Consider the following 15,775-nt stretch of genomic DNA (forward strand, 5'->3'; position numbering starts at 1 on the left):
GGCTGTGCGAACGTACAGGCCCGTCTGGTGATCTTGATCGTGGAATGAGACACCTTGGAGTCCCGTTAGCATGGACATCCGCGCCGAGCAAGACCATTTGGGAAGGTGTCATGACTGCCAACGTCGATGGAGTGCCCGCTAAATTCGCGATGCTCGGGCTGACTTACGACGACGTGCTGCTGCTGCCTGGCGCGTCGGACATGGCCCCCGACCAGATCGACACCGGCTCCTACATCTCCAAGAACGTACGGGTGAACGTCCCGCTGCTGTCGGCCGCGATGGACAAGGTCACCGAGGCCCGGATGGCCATCGCGATGGCCCGCCAGGGCGGTGTCGGTGTACTCCACCGCAATCTGTCGATCGCCGACCAGGCCAACCAGGTCGACCTGGTCAAGCGCTCCGAGTCGGGCATGGTCACCGACCCGATCACCGTGCGCCCCGACGCCACCCTCGCCGACGCCGACCAGCTGTGCGCGAAGTTCCGCATCAGCGGTGTGCCGGTGACGGACGCGGCGGGCAAGCTGCTCGGCATCGTCACCAACCGCGACATGGCCTTCGAGACGGACCGCAGGCGCCAGGTCCGCGAGATCATGACGCCGATGCCGCTGGTCACGGGCAAGGTCGGCATCTCCAGCGTGGACGCCGTCCAGCTGCTGCGCCGTCACAAGATCGAGAAGCTTCCGCTGGTCGACGACGCGGGCATCCTCAAGGGCCTCATCACGGTCAAGGACTTCGTCAAGGCCGAGCAGTACCCGAACGCCGCCAAGGACAAGGGTGGCCGCCTGCTCGTCGGCGCGGCCGTCGGAGTCGCGGGTGACGCGTACGACCGCGCCCAGGCACTCATCGAGGCCGGCGTGGACTTCGTCGTCGTCGACACCGCGCACGGGCACTCCCGGCTGGTCGGCGACATGGTCGCCAAGATCAAGTCGAACGCGTCCGGTGTCGACGTCATCGGTGGCAACGTGGCGACCCGCGACGGCGCCCAGGCGCTCGTCGACGCCGGTGTCGACGGCATCAAGGTCGGTGTCGGCCCCGGTTCCATCTGCACGACGCGCGTGGTCGCCGGAATCGGCGTACCGCAGGTCACCGCGATCTACGAGGCCTCGCTCGCCGCGAAGGCGGCCGGGGTGCCGGTCATCGGTGACGGCGGCCTCCAGTACAGCGGCGACATCGCGAAGGCCCTCGTGGCCGGCGCGGACACGGTGATGCTCGGCTCGCTGCTCGCGGGCTGCGAGGAGTCGCCGGGCGAGCTGCTCTTCATCAACGGCAAGCAGTTCAAGTCGTACCGCGGCATGGGCTCGCTGGGCGCGATGCAGTCCCGCGGCCAGACCGTCTCGTACTCCAAGGACCGGTACTTCCAGGACGGCGTGGGCGCCGACGACAAGCTGGTGCCGGAGGGCATCGAGGGCCAGGTGCCGTACCGCGGCCCGCTGTCCGCCGTCGTGCACCAGCTCGCGGGCGGGCTGCGCCAGTCGATGTTCTACGTCGGCGGCCGGACGATCCCGGAGCTCCAGGAGAACGGCCGGTTCGTCCGGATCACCTCGGCGGGCCTCAAGGAGAGCCACCCGCACGACATCCAGATGACGGTCGAGGCACCGAACTACAGCAGGAAGTAACGTAGTCCCGGCTGAGGGGCGGGCCCGGGTGAACCGGGCCCGCCCCTCAGCCGCGTGTCGGGGATACTGGACGCGCAGACCAAGAGGGAAAGGCCACCACACGTGACTGAGATCGAGATCGGGCGCGGCAAGCGCGGCCGCAGGGCGTACGCGTTCGACGACATCGCCATTGTGCCGAGCCGGCGCACACGGGACCCGAAGGAGGTCTCGATCGCCTGGCAGATCGATGCCTACCGCTTCGAGCTGCCGTTCCTGGCCGCTCCGATGGACTCGGTGGTCTCTCCGCAGACCGCGATCCGCATCGGCGAGCTCGGCGGCCTCGGTGTGCTGAACCTCGAAGGTCTGTGGACCCGTTACGAGGACCCGGAGCCGCTGCTCCAGGAGATCGCCGAGCTGGACGGGGAGACCGCGACCCGCCGCCTCCAGGAGATCTACGCCGCCCCGATCAAGGCGGACCTGATCGGGCAGCGCATCAAGGAGGTGCGCGACTCCGGTGTGGTCACCGCCGCCGCGCTCTCGCCGCAGCGCACGGCCGAGTTCTCCAAGGCCGTCGTCGACGCGGGTGTCGACATCTTCGTGATCCGCGGGACCACGGTCTCCGCCGAGCACGTGTCGGGCGCCGCCGAGCCGCTCAACCTCAAGCAGTTCATCTACGAGCTCGATGTGCCGGTCATCGTGGGCGGCTGTGCGACGTACACCGCGGCGCTGCACCTGATGCGTACCGGCGCGGCGGGCGTGCTCGTCGGCTTCGGCGGCGGCGCCGCGCACACCACGCGCAACGTGCTCGGCATCCAGGTGCCGATGGCGACCGCGGTCGCCGATGTGGCCGCGGCCCGCCGCGACTACATGGACGAGTCCGGCGGCCGGTACGTGCACGTCATCGCCGACGGCGGTGTCGGCTGGTCCGGCGACATCCCCAAGGCCGTCGCCTGCGGTGCGGACGCCGTGATGATGGGGTCCCCGCTGGCCCGCGCGACGGACGCGCCCGGCCGCGGTCACCACTGGGGCATGGAGGCCGTCCACGAGGACGTGCCGCGCGGAAAGCGCATGGATCTGGGTGCGGTCGGCACGACCGAGGAGATCCTTCTCGGCCCGTCGCACACCCCGGACGGTTCGATGAACATCTTCGGCGCGCTGCGCCGCTCGATGGCGACCACGGGCTACAGCGAGCTCAAGGAGTTCCAGCGCGTCGAGGTGACGGTCTCGCCGTCGGAGCACAAGCGCTGACAGCGGGCACAGGACATATGCGAGGGGCCCGGACCACAGTGGTCCGGGCCCCTCGCGCACGCGCGGGCCTAGGCGGCGGACTTCTTGGCCGCGGAGAAGGCCGCGAAGGCGCCGATGGCCAGGAACAGGAAGGTCATCGGGCCCGCCTCTTCCTTCCAGCCCTCCATCAGGAGGTCGAAGTTCTGGAAGAAGAGCTCGCTCACCGTGGTTTTGAGCAGGTCGGCGCCGACGATCGCGAGGCCGAGCAGCTGGCCGAGATAGACCGCTCCCAGCGACAGGATCGCGGCCACCACCGGCAGCGCGGGGTTCCGGCCGCCGATCTTGCCCGCGACGAGGCCTATCAGGTAGCCGACGCCTACGGCCGCGAAGCCGATCTGGTACTCGGTGGCGCCGACGATCGCACCGTAGATCCCGGCGGTGACGAGGGCGACGCCGAAGGCCGCGGCGACGCCGAGGCCGACGTTGTCGCGGACCGGGGCGGGGGCCGGGGCGTTCGGGTACCCGACGCCGTCGGCGAACGGGTTGCCGGAAGGCGGCGGCTGGACGGGCTGGGTCATGGTGAGAATCCCCCCGAGGGACTTGTGCGCACGAATGTGCGAGAAGTGACGCCGCAGGCTAGCAGCCCGGTACGACAGGGGGCCCGGCAATTCGGGGGCTCGGAGGCGATCGGAACACGGTTCGGAGACGGTTCGGAGGCGGCTCCGAGACGGTTCGGCCTCGGTTCGGAGACGGCCCGGCCGCTCTCCGGGCCGACCGGGGGTCGCCGGGCCGGCCCGAAACGCTGCCCGGGGCCGGCTCAGAGGCGGTGGGTGGTGCCTGTCGGGGACGCGCCGCGCGTGTCCAGCAGGAGTTGCGCCTTCACGGCGAGGCCCTGCAGGTCGTACGTGCGGTGCTGCTGGAGCAGGACCGTCAGGTCGGCATTGGCCGCGGCCTCGTAGAGGGAGTCCGCGCGGGGGACCGGTACGTCACGCACGCGCCAGTCCAGGACGTACGGGTCGTGGTAGCCGACCTGGGCGCCCAGGTCCATCAGGCGGGTGGCGATCTCCTGGGCCGGTGAGCCCTGCTGGTCGGCGAGGTCCGGCTTGTAGGTGACGCCGAGGAGCAGGACGCGGGCGCCCCGGGCGGACTTGCCGTGCTCGTTGAGCAGGGTGGCGCAGCGCTGGATGACGTACTGCGGCATGCGGCCGTTGATCTCCTGGGCGAGCCCCACCATGCGCAGGGGGTGGCCGGGGGTGCGGCTGCTGTGCGGGATGTAGTTCGGGTCGACCGGGACGCCGTGACCGCCGACGCCGGGGCCCGGCCGGAAGGCCTGGAAGCCGAAGGACTTGGTCTCGGCGCAGCGGACGACGTCCCAGAGGTCGACGCCGAGGTCGTGGCAGAGCACGGCCATCTCGTTGACCAGGGCGATGTTGACGTGCCGGTAGTTCGTTTCGAGTACGCCGACGGTCTCGGCCTCGCGCGGGCCCCGGGCGCGGACCACCTTGTCGGTGAGGCGCCCGTAGAACGCGGCGGCCGACTCGGTGCACGCGGGCGTGAGGCCGCCGATGACCTTGGGGGTGCTGGCGTAGCCGTGCAGCCGGTTGCCGGGGTCGATGCGGTTGGGGGAGTACGCGAGGTGGAAGTCGCGCCCCGCGCGCAGCCGTGATCCCTCTTCGAGGATGGGGCGCAGGAATTCATCCGTGGTGCCGGGGTAGGCGGCGGATTCCAGCAGCACAGTGGTGTGCGGGCGCAGGTGCGCCGCGAGGGCGCGGGCCGCGTCGCCGACGGCGCTCAGATCGAGCGTGCGGTCCGCGCCGAGCGGAGTGGGGGCGCAGATGACGGCGGTACGGACCCGCCCGAGCTCCGCCGGGTTCGTGACGGTCCGGAAGCCTCCGGCGAGCATGCGGCGCAGCTCGGCGGCGGTGAGGGAGCCGCCCGGGATGCGTCCCGCCGCGAGTTCGGCGAGGGCGCGCGGGTCGGTGTCGTAGCCGATGGTGCTGATGCCGGCGGCGACGGCGGCCTGGGCGAGGGGCAGGCCGAGGTGACCGAGTCCGATGACGGCGAGATCTGCGGGCATGGCGGTGGGCCGTCCTTCCCAGTAGCCGGAGGGGAGGCAACGCGCAAGCCCTGTGGACAATTCGGGCGAGCGCAATGTCAGACTAGGCGTAAATATGACCGTTATGCCGCATTGCGGGAAGGTGGGGTGCGGGAGTGTTGTCCACAGGCGGTGGCTGAACACGGAGAGCACGGACAGAATCAGGAGGTGGGGACTTTGATCCCGACCACCCCGAGCACTACGGGAGGCAGCAGTGAGGACAGCGACACTGGGACCTGCGGAGCGCGCCGAAGCGCTCGCAGCGATGGCCGAGCGTGAACTGGACGTGCTGGTCGTGGGCGCCGGAGTGGTCGGTGCGGGGACGGCCCTCGACGCCGCCACCCGTGGGCTCGCCACCGGACTGGTCGAAGCGAGCGACTGGGCTTCGGGCACGTCGAGCCGGTCGAGCAAGTTGATCCATGGCGGACTGCGCTATCTGGAGATGCTGGACTTCACGCTCGTGCGGGAGGCGCTCAAGGAGCGCGGGCTGCTCCTTGAGCGGCTGGCGCCGCACCTCGTCAAGCCCGTGCCTTTTCTCTATCCCTTGCAGCACAAGGGCTGGGAGCGGCTCTACGCCGGTTCGGGCGTGGCGCTCTACGACGCGATGTCGATGTCGTCCAAGCACGGGCGCGGGCTGCCCCTGCACCGGCATCTGACGCGCAAGCACGCCCTGCGGGTGGCGCCCGCGTTGAAGAAGGACGCGCTGGTCGGGGCCCTGCAGTACTACGACGCGCAGATGGACGACGCACGCTATGTGGCCACGCTGGTGCGCACGGCCTCGCAGTACGGCGCCCGGGTCGCCAACCGGGCGCGGGTCGTCGGCTTCCTGCGGGAGGGCGAGCGGGTCGTCGGCGCGCGGGTGAAGGACATGGAGGGCGGCGGTGAGTACGAGATCCGCGCCAAGCAGGTCGTCAACGCGACCGGGGTGTGGACGGACGACACCCAGGCGCTGATCGGGGAGCGCGGGCAGTTCCACGTCAGGGCGTCCAAGGGGATCCACCTCGTCGTCCCCAAGGACCGGATCCACTCCTCGACCGGGCTGATCCTGCGGACCGAGAAGTCCGTGCTGTTCGTCATCCCGTGGGGCAGGCACTGGATCGTCGGGACGACGGACACCGACTGGGACCTCGACAAGGCCCACCCGGCGGCGTCCAGCGCCGATATCGACTACCTGCTCGAGCATGTGAATTCGGTGCTCTCCGTGCCGCTCACCCGCGACGACGTGCAGGGCGTGTACGCGGGCCTCCGGCCGCTGCTCGCCGGGGAGTCGGACGCCACCAGCAAGCTCTCGCGGGAGCACACGGTCGCGCACCCGGTACCCGGGCTCGTGGTCGTCGCCGGCGGCAAGTACACGACGTACCGCGTGATGGCGAAGGACGCGGTGGACGAGGCGGTGCACGCGCTGGACCAGCGGGTCGCCGAGTGCGTGACCGAGGACGTGCCGCTCGTCGGGGCCGAGGGGTACCGGGCCATGTGGAACGCCCGTGCGCGGATCGCGGCGCGGACCGGCCTCCATGTGGTGCGCGTGGAGCATCTGTTGAACCGGTACGGCTCGCTGGCCGAGGAGTTGCTGGAGCTGATCGCGGCCGACCCCTCGCTGGGCGAGCCGCTGGCCGCGGCGGACGACTATCTGCGCGCGGAGATCGTGTACGCCGCCTCGCACGAGGGCGCCCGCCACCTCGACGACGTCCTGACGCGTCGTACGCGGATCTCGATCGAGACCTTCGACCGGGGGACGCGCAGCGCGCGGGAGTGCGCGGAGCTGATGGCGCCGGTGCTCGGCTGGGAGAAGGAGCAGATCGAGAAGGAGGTCGAGCACTACGAGAAGCGGGTGGAGGCGGAACGGGAGTCGCAGCGGCAGCCGGACGACCTGACGGCGGACGCGGCCAGGCTCGGCGCGCCGGACATCGTGCCGCCGACCCAGTAGCGGGACAGGCGGGTTCGGCGGGGCCCGCGGGGTGGTCGGGCGGGTGACGTCAGCGATGACGTCAGGGGAAGGGGGAACTCGGCTCCGGCGCGGGCAGGTTTGTTCGCGGTACGGATCCGGTTCCCCCGGCGGTGCTGTGACCTGGGCAGGGTCCCATTCGTCGGTCTTGTGAAGCGGGCCGGCCGACCCGGGACCACGATCGGTCCCGGGGTAAGGGACAATGAAGGCTCTGCCAGGGCGGGTTACTGCATCACCCTGGACTGGACGCAGCCATCGCGGGCGAAGATCAGGGATCGCAGAGGGGACGCATGTCGGAGGCGGAGAAGTCCAAGGACACCGAGGGACGTCTTCTCGCTGGGCGGTACCGGCTCGGCGAGGTGCTCGGCCGGGGCGGCATGGGCACGGTCTGGCGCGCCGTCGACGAGACGCTGGGCCGCACGGTCGCGGTGAAGGAGCTGCGCTTCCCCACCAGCATCGATGACGAGGAGAAGCGTCGGCTCATCACGCGCACCCTGCGTGAGGCCAAGGCGATCGCCCGGATCCGCAACAACGGCGCGGTGACCGTCTACGACGTGGTCGACGAGGACGACCGGCCGTGGATCGTCATGGAGCTGATCGAGGGCAAGTCGCTGGCCGACGCGGTGCGCGAGGACGGGCTGCTGACGCCGCATCGCGCCGCCGAGGTGGGTCTGGCCATCCTCGACGTACTGCGCGCCGCGCACCGGGTGGGCATCCTGCACCGCGATGTGAAGCCGTCCAACGTCCTGATCTCCGACGAGGGCCGGGTCGTGCTGACCGACTTCGGCATCGCCCAGGTCGAGGGCGACCCGTCGGTCACCTCGACGGGCATGCTCGTCGGCGCCCCCTCGTACATCTCGCCCGAGCGGGCCCGAGGACACAAGCCGGGCCCCGCAGCCGACCTGTGGTCGCTCGGCGGCCTGTTGTACGCGGCGGTCGAAGGCATGCCGCCGTACGACAAGGGGTCGGCCATCGCGACCCTGACGGCCGTGATGACCGAGCCGCTCGACCCGCCGAAGAACGCGGGAGAGCTGGAAGAGGTCATCTACGGCCTGCTGGCCAAGGACCCCGCGCAGCGGCTCGACGAGCCCGCCGCGCGTGCGCTGCTCAACGACGTGATCCACCGTCCCGAGACGCAGGCCGAGCCGTCGCCCGAGGCGACGCGGGTGGTGGCGCTGCCGCCCGTGCCCGAGGCCACTCCGCAGGCCAGGAGTGGCGAGGGCGGCGCGGCCGACCGGATGCGCGGCGCGCTGAAGTCCGCACGCAACGCGGCAGCGGCGGCCCCGGCCGGGAGGCCGGAGCAACGGCCGCAGCAGGCGCGGGTACCGGCGCAGTCGCCGTCCGCGGCCGGGCCGAAGCCGCCGCGGGCCTCGCTCACCGATGTGGTGCCGCGCCGCACGCTGGTCATCATCGCGGTGTTCGCCGCGCTCGCCGTGGTCGGCACCTTGGTGGGTGTCGCGCTGGCCGGTGGCGACGACGGCGGTGACGCGAACAAGCCCAAGGTCGCCGCGTCCGCTTCGAGCGGCGCCACCGCCGACGACGACAAGAAGAACGACGGCAAGACCGACAAGCAGGGCCAGAGTCAGGGCCAGGGCACGGGCCAGAGTGACGACCCTGACAAGGGCAAGGACTCCGGCAAGGACTCGGCCAAGGACTCCGGCGGGGCGTCGAAGGACGATCCGCCGAAGGACGGCGCGCTGCCCGCCGGGTACAAAACGGTCACCGACGGCCGGTTCCACTTCGTCATGGTGATGCCCGAAGGCTTCAAGCGCAACAAAATAGCCGGTCAGAACTCCGGCGGCATATACAACAAGGACGGCGGATTCCCGCGGGTCCAGGTCGACTTCAACGGCAGCCCGCAGGACGACGCCCGCGGCGCCTGGGAAGCCGCCAGGATCGGTGTCGCAGCGAGCAGCAACAACTACAAGCACCTCGGCATAAGGCCCGTCGACTACAACGGGTATCCCACCACCGCGGACTGGGAGTTCGAGCGGGATCAGCAGGGGCAGCAGGTGCACGTGCTGAACCGCGGCTTCAAGGTGGACGCCGGGCACGGCTACTCGATCATGGTCAGCTGCAAGGCGAGCGAATGGAACGGCGACGAGTGCCGGACCTTGCGCAAGACCGCGTTCGACACGTTCAAGCCCAAGGACTGACGGGCAGAACGGCAGGGGTGGGAGACCCGGTTGCGGTGACCGGCCGCGCGACCGGACCCTGCCACGTATCGTGAGAACTCGTGGACCGTACGCAGCCGCAATGGGCGGTAGCTGTACGGAAACCGACCAGAAATGACGGGTTGGTGCGGTCCTGGGCCGGGGGACAGCGCGCTCTGGGGAGGCGTCGTGGACGACTACGCGGGACGGGTACTTGCCGACCGCTACCGCCTCCCCCTGCCTCCGTCCGACGAGTACGACCTAGTGGAGACGCGGGCCTTTGACACCTACAGCGGCCAGGAAGTCCTGGTCCGTCAGGTGCCGTTACCAGAGGTCGTGGACGCGGAATTCCTCGACGGCGAAGGCGAGGGCGGCGGGACGGCGGCGCAGCGCAGGGCCTCCGGGCGGGCGACGCGCCGGCCCACCGACCCCGCGGTGCGACGCGCGATCGAGGCGGCCCAGGCCGCCGCGCAGATCCCCGACCACCCCAGGCTCGACCAGGTCTTCGACGTGTTCGCCGAGGGCGGTTCGCTGTGGGTGGTGAGCGAGTTGGTGGTGGCACGTCCGCTGGCCGCGCTGCTCGCCGAGAAACCGCTGAGCCCCTACCGGGCGGCCGAGATCGGCTCCGACGTGCTCACCGCGCTGCGCGTCCTGCACGCGCACGGCTGGACCCACCGCAACATCACCACGCGCACGGTGCTCGTCTGCGACGACGGCCGTGTCGTGCTGACGGGGCTGGCGGCGGGGGCCGCGGAGGAGGCGCTCTGCGGGTACGCGCCGGTGCCGGTGTCGCCCGACGCGCAGGACGACGACGAGGCGGAGGACGGCGGCAGTTGGGGCGGGCCCGGCCCGGGTGGCGCCCCCGACTCCGGTGACGACGCGGAATTCGCCGGACCCGGCGGGTACGAGGAGCCGGCGGCCACCGGTCCGGTGCGTCCGGTGGCGGACGCCGGGGGCGAAGGCCCGTACGGCGGATTTCCGTCCGGAGCCCGTGCCGCGCTGCCGTCCGGCGCGGATGCCGCCGCGGATGTACGGGCGGCGCGCGCCGGGGCCATAGCGGCGTATCGCGCCGGTGCCCGTGCGGCGGCCCGGGTCAGCGAGGAGCGCCGCCCGGCCGACACCGGGCCCTTCCCCGTGCAACGCCCCGCGCCACGACCGGTCGGCGGGCCCCGGGCGATCAGCCCGTACGGCGACCCCGACGCGGAGCGTGCGCCCTACGGGGACACGGCCGGCGAGCGCACGGCCCATGACGACGACCGCTCGTTCCACGGTGACCGCGGCTCGGAGCTCATGCCGTACGGCGAGTTCATGCCGGAGACCGAGCCCGGGGCCGGCGGCGATCTTGACGCCCGGTCCGACTCCGGCTTCTACGACTTCGGTGCCCTTCCCGGCCGTGGCCCCGCCTCCGGTCCTGACGCGGATCCCGAAGCCGGTCCCTACGCGGACCCGGATGCGGATGCCGACGACGACCCGGATCCCGGTTACGGCTATGGCTACGGTTCCGACGCCGACCCCCGTCCCGGCTCGGGCCCCGGCTCCGGCGTGCCGCCCCGCCGGTCGGAGTTGGCCGGTACCTGGCAGGACGCGCCCGAGCCCGGGAGGGCGGGCGCCGGCGGGACGTTCGGGCCCGGCGCGGCCCGGACGGCCGGGGTTCCGCGCGGATCCGGAGCCGCCCCGATCGGGCCCCCGCGCGGATCCGGGGACGCGGGCAGGGCAGGGCTCGGCCGGGAGGCCGACGCCGGGCGCTCCGAGGGCAGCTGGCACGGGGCCGTGCCTCGCGTCGGGGCCGCCGGGGACGGACTGCGCGCCGACGGCCTGCGCCACCGGACCCAGGCCCCCGCGGCGCAGGCCGCACCCGCCGCCACCGGGCGGTGGGACGAGTACGTCGCGGGCGGCCGGCTCCCGGCGTACCGGGGCCCCGCCACCCCGCTCGCCGCCGAGCGCGCCCGGCAGGCCCGGATTTCCCTGGTCGGCGCCGTCACCGAGCGCTGGGCGCCCGAGCAGGCGGGATCCGTCCACGGGAACTGGCAGCTCGCGCCGCCCATCGGCCCCTCGACCGACCTGTGGGCGCTGGGCGCGCTGCTCTTCCGCACGGTGCAGGGGCACGCGCCGTACCCGGAGGAGAGCGCCATAGAGCTGGTGCAGCTCGTCTGCGCCGAGCCGCCCGCCTTCGCCGAGGAATGCGGTCCGCTGCGTCCCGTCGTCGAGTCGCTGCTCCGCCAGGATGCCACCGAGCGTCCGGACTTCGAGGAGCTGCGTGGCTGGCTGCGCTCGCTCGTACGCTCGGCGCCCGAGCCGGAGGCCGGTACGGCGGTGGTGCCGCTGCCCGCCGTCGACAGCACCCGGCTGCCCGTCGTACGCCGCCGGGGCGAGCTCGTACGCAGGCGTCGGCCCGGCTCGTCCGCCGACCTCAACCACGGGCGCCACCGTCACAAGAAGTCCAAGCAGGTCAAGCCGGCCAAGGCGGCGCAGCAGGCCGGGCCCACCAGGCTGTCCAAGAAGGAGGACCGGCAGGACCTCAGGCAGGAGAGCCGTCAGGAGAGCGGGGCGCAGGCCCCGCCGAGGGCTCAGCGGCCACCCAGGGAACCGCGGATCAAGGAGCCGCGGATCCAGAAGAAGCAGCGCGGCGGCGCCGGTTCGCTCGGCCGCACGCTGCTTGTGGTGATCCTCCTGGGGCTGGTCGCCGCGCTCGTCTACGCGATGGTCTTCATGCCCGAGTCCGGCGAGCAGGACCCCCGGAGCGCGGGCAAGGACGACGTCAGACCCACGACCGCGCCCAACACCCCGGGCGCGTCCGGCGGCACGGCGTCGGCGCCGCCGCCCGCCACGCCCCCGGAGAAGACCCCCACGGAGCAGCAGCCGCAGACCTCCGCCCCCGCCGATGACGTCGCCGCGGGGTACGCGCTGCGCAAGGACCCCGAGGGATTCCAGCTGGCCGTCGACAAGGACTGGCGGCGGCGCCCGGTCAACGATGCGGGGCAAGTCCGTTATCAGGGCGGCGACTTCGAGCTGGTGGTCGTGCCCGGCCGGGATTCCGTCAAGGACGGCGGCAGCGATCCGATGGACTACCAGCTCAAGGAGGAGCGGGAGTTGCAGGCCGTCCGCGACTCCTCCTGGGCGACGTCGAGCGGGCTGCGCCGCATAGAGGTGGGCCGACAGCCCATGGCCGAGGGCCAGTTCACCTGGAAGGACAGCAGTGGCCGCGATGTGTACGTACGCAACCTCGCGATGATCGTCAAGGGCCGCTACCACGTCGTGCAGGTGATCGGCCCCGAGGCGCAGCGCGACGAGATCACCAAGATCTACGAACAGGCGTCGGATTCCTACCGGGTGACGGGCTGAGAGGCGGTCACCGGCTCGCGGTCGGCCGGTGGATCGGGCCGTCGTGCCCAATCGTGAGCATCCCGAGGTTCCATGACCGTATTCCGCTCCGTAGCCTGGCAGCCGTAGATACGGGCGGGCAGGGACGTGGATCACTCACAGGGCATAGCGGCGGGTCTGCTTCTCGCGGGGCGCTACCGGCTGGGCGAGAGCATCGGCAGCGGAGGCATGGGGCGTGTGTGGCGCGCCCACGACGAGGTACTGCACAGGACCGTCGCCGTGAAGGAGCTGACGGCCGGTCTGTACGTGGCGGAGGCGGACCGGGTGATCCTGCATGCCCGCGCCCAGAAGGAGGCGCGCGCGGCGGCCCGCATCAATCACCCCGGCGTCGTCACCGTCCACGATGTGCTGGAGCACGACGACCGCCCGTGGATCGTCATGGAGTACGTCGACGGGCCCTCGCTCGCCGACGCGGCCAAGGAGAGCGGCCGAATGGCACCTGCCGACGCCGCCCGCGTCGGCCTGCACGTGCTCGGCGCCCTGCGCGCGGCGCACGCCGCCGGTGTGCTGCATCGTGATGTGAAGCCGGGCAACGTACTTCTCGCGAAGGACGGCCGCGTGCTGCTCACGGACTTCGGGATCGCCGCGATCGAGGGCGACGCGACGATCACCAGGACCGGTGAACTCATCGGCTCCATCGACTATCTGGCGCCCGAGCGGGTACGCGGCGGTGACCCCGGCCCCGCCTCCGACCTGTGGGCGCTCGGCGCGACGCTCTACACGGCGGTGGAGGAACGATCGCCCTTCCGGCGTACGTCGCCCATCAGCACCCTTCAGGCGGTCGTCGCCGAAGAGCCACTGCCCGCCCCCCACGCGGGCGCTCTCGGCGCGGTGATCACCGCGCTGCTGCGCAAGGAGCCCGCGGACCGGCCCTCGGTGGCGGAGGCGGAGCAGATGCTCCTCGACGCGGTGCAGGGGCGGGAGCCCCGATCGGCGCAGGCGTACGTACCGACGCAGCGGGTCGTGCAGGGGGACCTGCGGGAGGCGAACGCGAGGGAACCGGTGACCGCTCCCCAACCCGCCCCGCCCTTCGCATGCGCGCCGGCCGCCGCCCCCGCGGGCCGGTCCGGCGGCTGGCGCACCGCGGTGGTGGCCGTGCTGGCTGCCGCGCTGGTCGGCGGCGGGGCCGCGTTCGGCGTCATGAAGTACGCGGACGGGGAGCAGACCCCGGACACCGGGGGCACGGACTCCGCGGCGCCGGAGGCGGATTCCGACCCGGACGACGTGCCGAAGGGCTGGCGGCGGGTCCAGGACCCCGCGGGCTTCAGCCTGCTCGTACCGAACGGCTGGAAGCGCCAGATGGACGGCACCGAGATCGACTACACGCCGGACAACGGCGCTCACCGGATCCGGATCAGCATCGACCGCTCGCCCGACTTCGAGAACCCGTACATGCACTTGCTGGCGCTGGAGAAGAAGCTCAAGGCCCAGCTGCCGAAGTACCGGCAGGTGGTGCTGCACACCAACCACTTCAGGGACGGGGTCGCCGGGCTCTGGGAGTTCGGCTGGACGGCGTACAAGGAGCACCCGGGGGAGCGGCGCGCCATCGACCAGATGTACTTCGCGGACAACGGCGCCACGGAGTACGCGATCTACATGTCGGGCCCCGAGAAGGACTGGGCGACGACGCGCGAGCAATTCGACACCGTACTGCGCGGCTGGCGCCCGCCGGCCGCGCAGGGCGACTGATGACGGATGGCTGATGACGCATGACTGCTGACGGCTACACGCGGGTGATCGCGGGGCGTTACCGGTTGGGGCGCAGGCTCGGCCGGGGCGGCATGGGCACCGTCTGGCAGGCGACCGACGAACTGCTCGGCCGCCAGGTCGCCGTCAAGGAGCTGCACTTCGACGGGGAAGCGAGCGGCATTCCGGGCATCGACGCACAGCAGCGGCGTCAGCGGGCGCTGCGCGAGGCCCGCGCGGTCGCCCAACTGGTGCACCCGAACGTGATCGTCGTGCACGACGTCGTGGCCGACGAGGACGACGGTCGCCCGTACATCATCATGGAGTTGATCGAGGGCGGCTCGGTCGCCGACCGCATCGCGCGGAGCGGCCCGGTGGACGTCGCGGAGGCGGCCAGGATCGGGCTCGCGCTGCTCAGTGCGCTGGCCGTGGCCCATGAGCACGGTGTGCTGCACCGGGATCTCAAGCCCGCCAATGTCCTGCTGGAGACGGGCACCGGCCGCATCGTGCTGACCGACTTCGGAGTCGCACGGCTGTCCGGCGCCACCACGCTCACCGACGCCGGGACCTTCGTGGGCTCTCCCGAGTACACGGCGCCCGAGCGGATGGAGGGCAGACCCGCGGGCCCCGCGTCCGACCTGTGGTCGCTCGGCGTACTGCTGTGCGTGGCGCTGTCGGGCGAATCCCCTTTCTACCGGGACTCGTTGAGCGGCATCCTGTGCGCCGTCGTGCACGACGAGATCAGACCGCCCGCCGCCGTGGGCCCACTCATGCCCGTCGTGCGGGGCCTGCTGCGGCGCGACCCGGCACGCAGGATCGGGGCGCAGGAGGCGGCGGCGCTGCTGCTCGCCCCCCTCACGACCGGCATCGCGCCCACCGCGTCGGCGACCTACCGCCCCTCCTCCTGGCTGCAGGAAGCGGTCGCCCCGCCCCGGCCGCGGGCCGGGCGCATCCGGGGCGCCCTGGTGGCGGGCATCCTCGTCGTCGCGATGGCGGGGGCGGGCGCGGTCACGGCGACGCTGCTGCTCGACGACGACGACGCGGGCGGCAGCGGCGGCGGCAACGGCCCCACCGGCGGGCGGACGACGATCGCGCCCACCCGCACGGTCACTTCGCTCCCGGCGACGCCCTCCGACGGCGTCCCCCCGGCCACACCCCGCAACGGCACCTCACCGGCCCCGACGGTCACCGTCACCCGCACCTCCCCGGTCGGCTACCGCTCGGTGACCGACCTTCAGGGCTTCAGCATCGCCGTCCCCGAAGGTTTCACGCGCTCCACCGACGACCGGCGGGTCTTCTACATCTCACCGGACGGCGCCCTGCGCATCGGCATCCGCCGCCAGCCCCCGGCCCCGGGCGGCCCGCTCGCCGAGATGCGCCGCTCGGCGGCGGCGGGCCCGGACAGCAACCCCGGCTACCGCGAAGGCAAGGTCACCCCGACCATTCACAACGGCCTCACCGCCGCCCTGTGGGAGTTCACCTGGAACGGCTTCGAGGCGGGGGACGAGTCCCGGCACACGTACGACATCTGCTGGAACGAGGACGGCCGCATGTACGACGTGTGGGTGTCGGCGCCGGTCAGCCGCCAGGACGAGGCGAAGAGGCACTTCGACACGGCGCTGGATTCCTTCGCGCGTGGGTGATGCGGGGCGCCATATGTGGACATCGCGGGTGGCAATGTCACAGGTCGGCA

9 protein-coding genes are annotated in these 15,775 nt (G+C 71.9%); 7 read left to right on the plus strand and 2 right to left on the minus strand.

The genetic code is table 11. The annotated features are described in order from the left end of the window. Positions 1–110: 110 nt before the first annotated feature. Entirely contained in the window at positions 111–1,616 is a 1,506-nt protein-coding gene (gene guaB, locus ACLLJJ_RS24155; RefSeq protein ID WP_434595220.1) for an IMP dehydrogenase, read from the plus strand. 102 nt (positions 1,617–1,718) lie between these two features. Continuing rightward, a complete protein-coding gene (locus ACLLJJ_RS24160) occupies positions 1,719–2,843 on the plus strand; it encodes a GuaB3 family IMP dehydrogenase-related protein (protein ID WP_434595223.1) in 1,125 nt (374 codons plus the stop codon). Positions 2,844–2,911: 68 nt separating this feature from the next. On the opposite strand, the gene ACLLJJ_RS24165 is transcribed toward ACLLJJ_RS24160, so the two are convergent. Next, on the minus strand, positions 2,912–3,400 hold the full coding sequence (locus ACLLJJ_RS24165) for a hypothetical protein (protein WP_434595227.1): 489 nt from the start codon (positions 3,398–3,400) through the stop codon (positions 2,912–2,914). A 239-nt stretch (positions 3,401–3,639) separates the two neighbouring features. Continuing rightward, positions 3,640–4,899 (minus strand): nucleotide sugar dehydrogenase, encoded by a 1,260-nt coding sequence (locus ACLLJJ_RS24170; RefSeq protein WP_434595230.1) that lies wholly within the window; start codon positions 4,897–4,899, stop codon positions 3,640–3,642. 232 nt (positions 4,900–5,131) lie between these two features. Here ACLLJJ_RS24170 and ACLLJJ_RS24175 point away from each other — a divergent pair, with 232 nt between their 5' ends. The 5 genes from ACLLJJ_RS24175 (at position 5,132) to ACLLJJ_RS24195 (ending at position 15,725) form a co-directional block, all read left to right on the plus strand. Further along, entirely contained in the window at positions 5,132–6,844 is a 1,713-nt protein-coding gene (locus tag ACLLJJ_RS24175) for a glycerol-3-phosphate dehydrogenase/oxidase (protein ID WP_434595233.1), read from the plus strand. Between the two features lie 308 nt (positions 6,845–7,152). Beyond that, the gene (locus ACLLJJ_RS24180; protein ID WP_434595236.1) at positions 7,153–9,018 is read left to right on the plus strand and encodes a protein kinase domain-containing protein; all 1,866 of its coding nucleotides are present in this window, start codon (positions 7,153–7,155) and stop codon (positions 9,016–9,018) included. 186 nt (positions 9,019–9,204) lie between these two features. After that, positions 9,205–12,357 carry a protein kinase gene (locus ACLLJJ_RS24185; RefSeq protein ID WP_434595239.1) on the plus strand — a complete coding sequence of 1,051 codons (3,153 nt, stop codon included), beginning with the start codon at positions 9,205–9,207 and terminating at the stop codon, positions 12,355–12,357. A gap of 126 nt (positions 12,358–12,483) precedes the next feature. After that, positions 12,484–14,085: a serine/threonine-protein kinase gene (locus ACLLJJ_RS24190; RefSeq protein WP_434595242.1), complete on the plus strand. Its 1,602-nt coding sequence runs from the start codon at positions 12,484–12,486 to the stop codon at positions 14,083–14,085. Between the two features lie 20 nt (positions 14,086–14,105). Next, positions 14,106–15,725, plus strand: a complete 1,620-nt coding sequence (locus ACLLJJ_RS24195) for a serine/threonine-protein kinase (protein WP_434595245.1) — start codon at positions 14,106–14,108, stop codon at positions 15,723–15,725. The last annotated feature ends 50 nt before the right edge of the window (positions 15,726–15,775 follow it).

The organism is Streptomyces sp. A5-4 (genome assembly GCF_051131715.1).
Lineage (GTDB): Bacteria > Actinomycetota > Actinomycetes > Streptomycetales > Streptomycetaceae > Streptomyces.

What these genes read in the sequence shown, in the direction of transcription:
- guaB (WP_434595220.1), top strand. Translation starts at nt 111, where the DNA reads ATGACTGCCAACGTCGATGGAGTGCCCGCTAAATTCGCGATGCTCGGG.
- ACLLJJ_RS24165 (WP_434595227.1), bottom strand. Translation starts at nt 3,400, where the DNA reads ATGACCCAGCCCGTCCAGCCGCCGCCTTCCGGCAACCCGTTCGCCGAC.
- ACLLJJ_RS24170 (WP_434595230.1), bottom strand. Translation starts at nt 4,899, where the DNA reads ATGCCCGCAGATCTCGCCGTCATCGGACTCGGTCACCTCGGCCTGCCC.
- ACLLJJ_RS24180 (WP_434595236.1), top strand. Translation starts at nt 7,153, where the DNA reads ATGTCGGAGGCGGAGAAGTCCAAGGACACCGAGGGACGTCTTCTCGCT.
- ACLLJJ_RS24195 (WP_434595245.1), top strand. Translation starts at nt 14,106, where the DNA reads ATGACTGCTGACGGCTACACGCGGGTGATCGCGGGGCGTTACCGGTTG.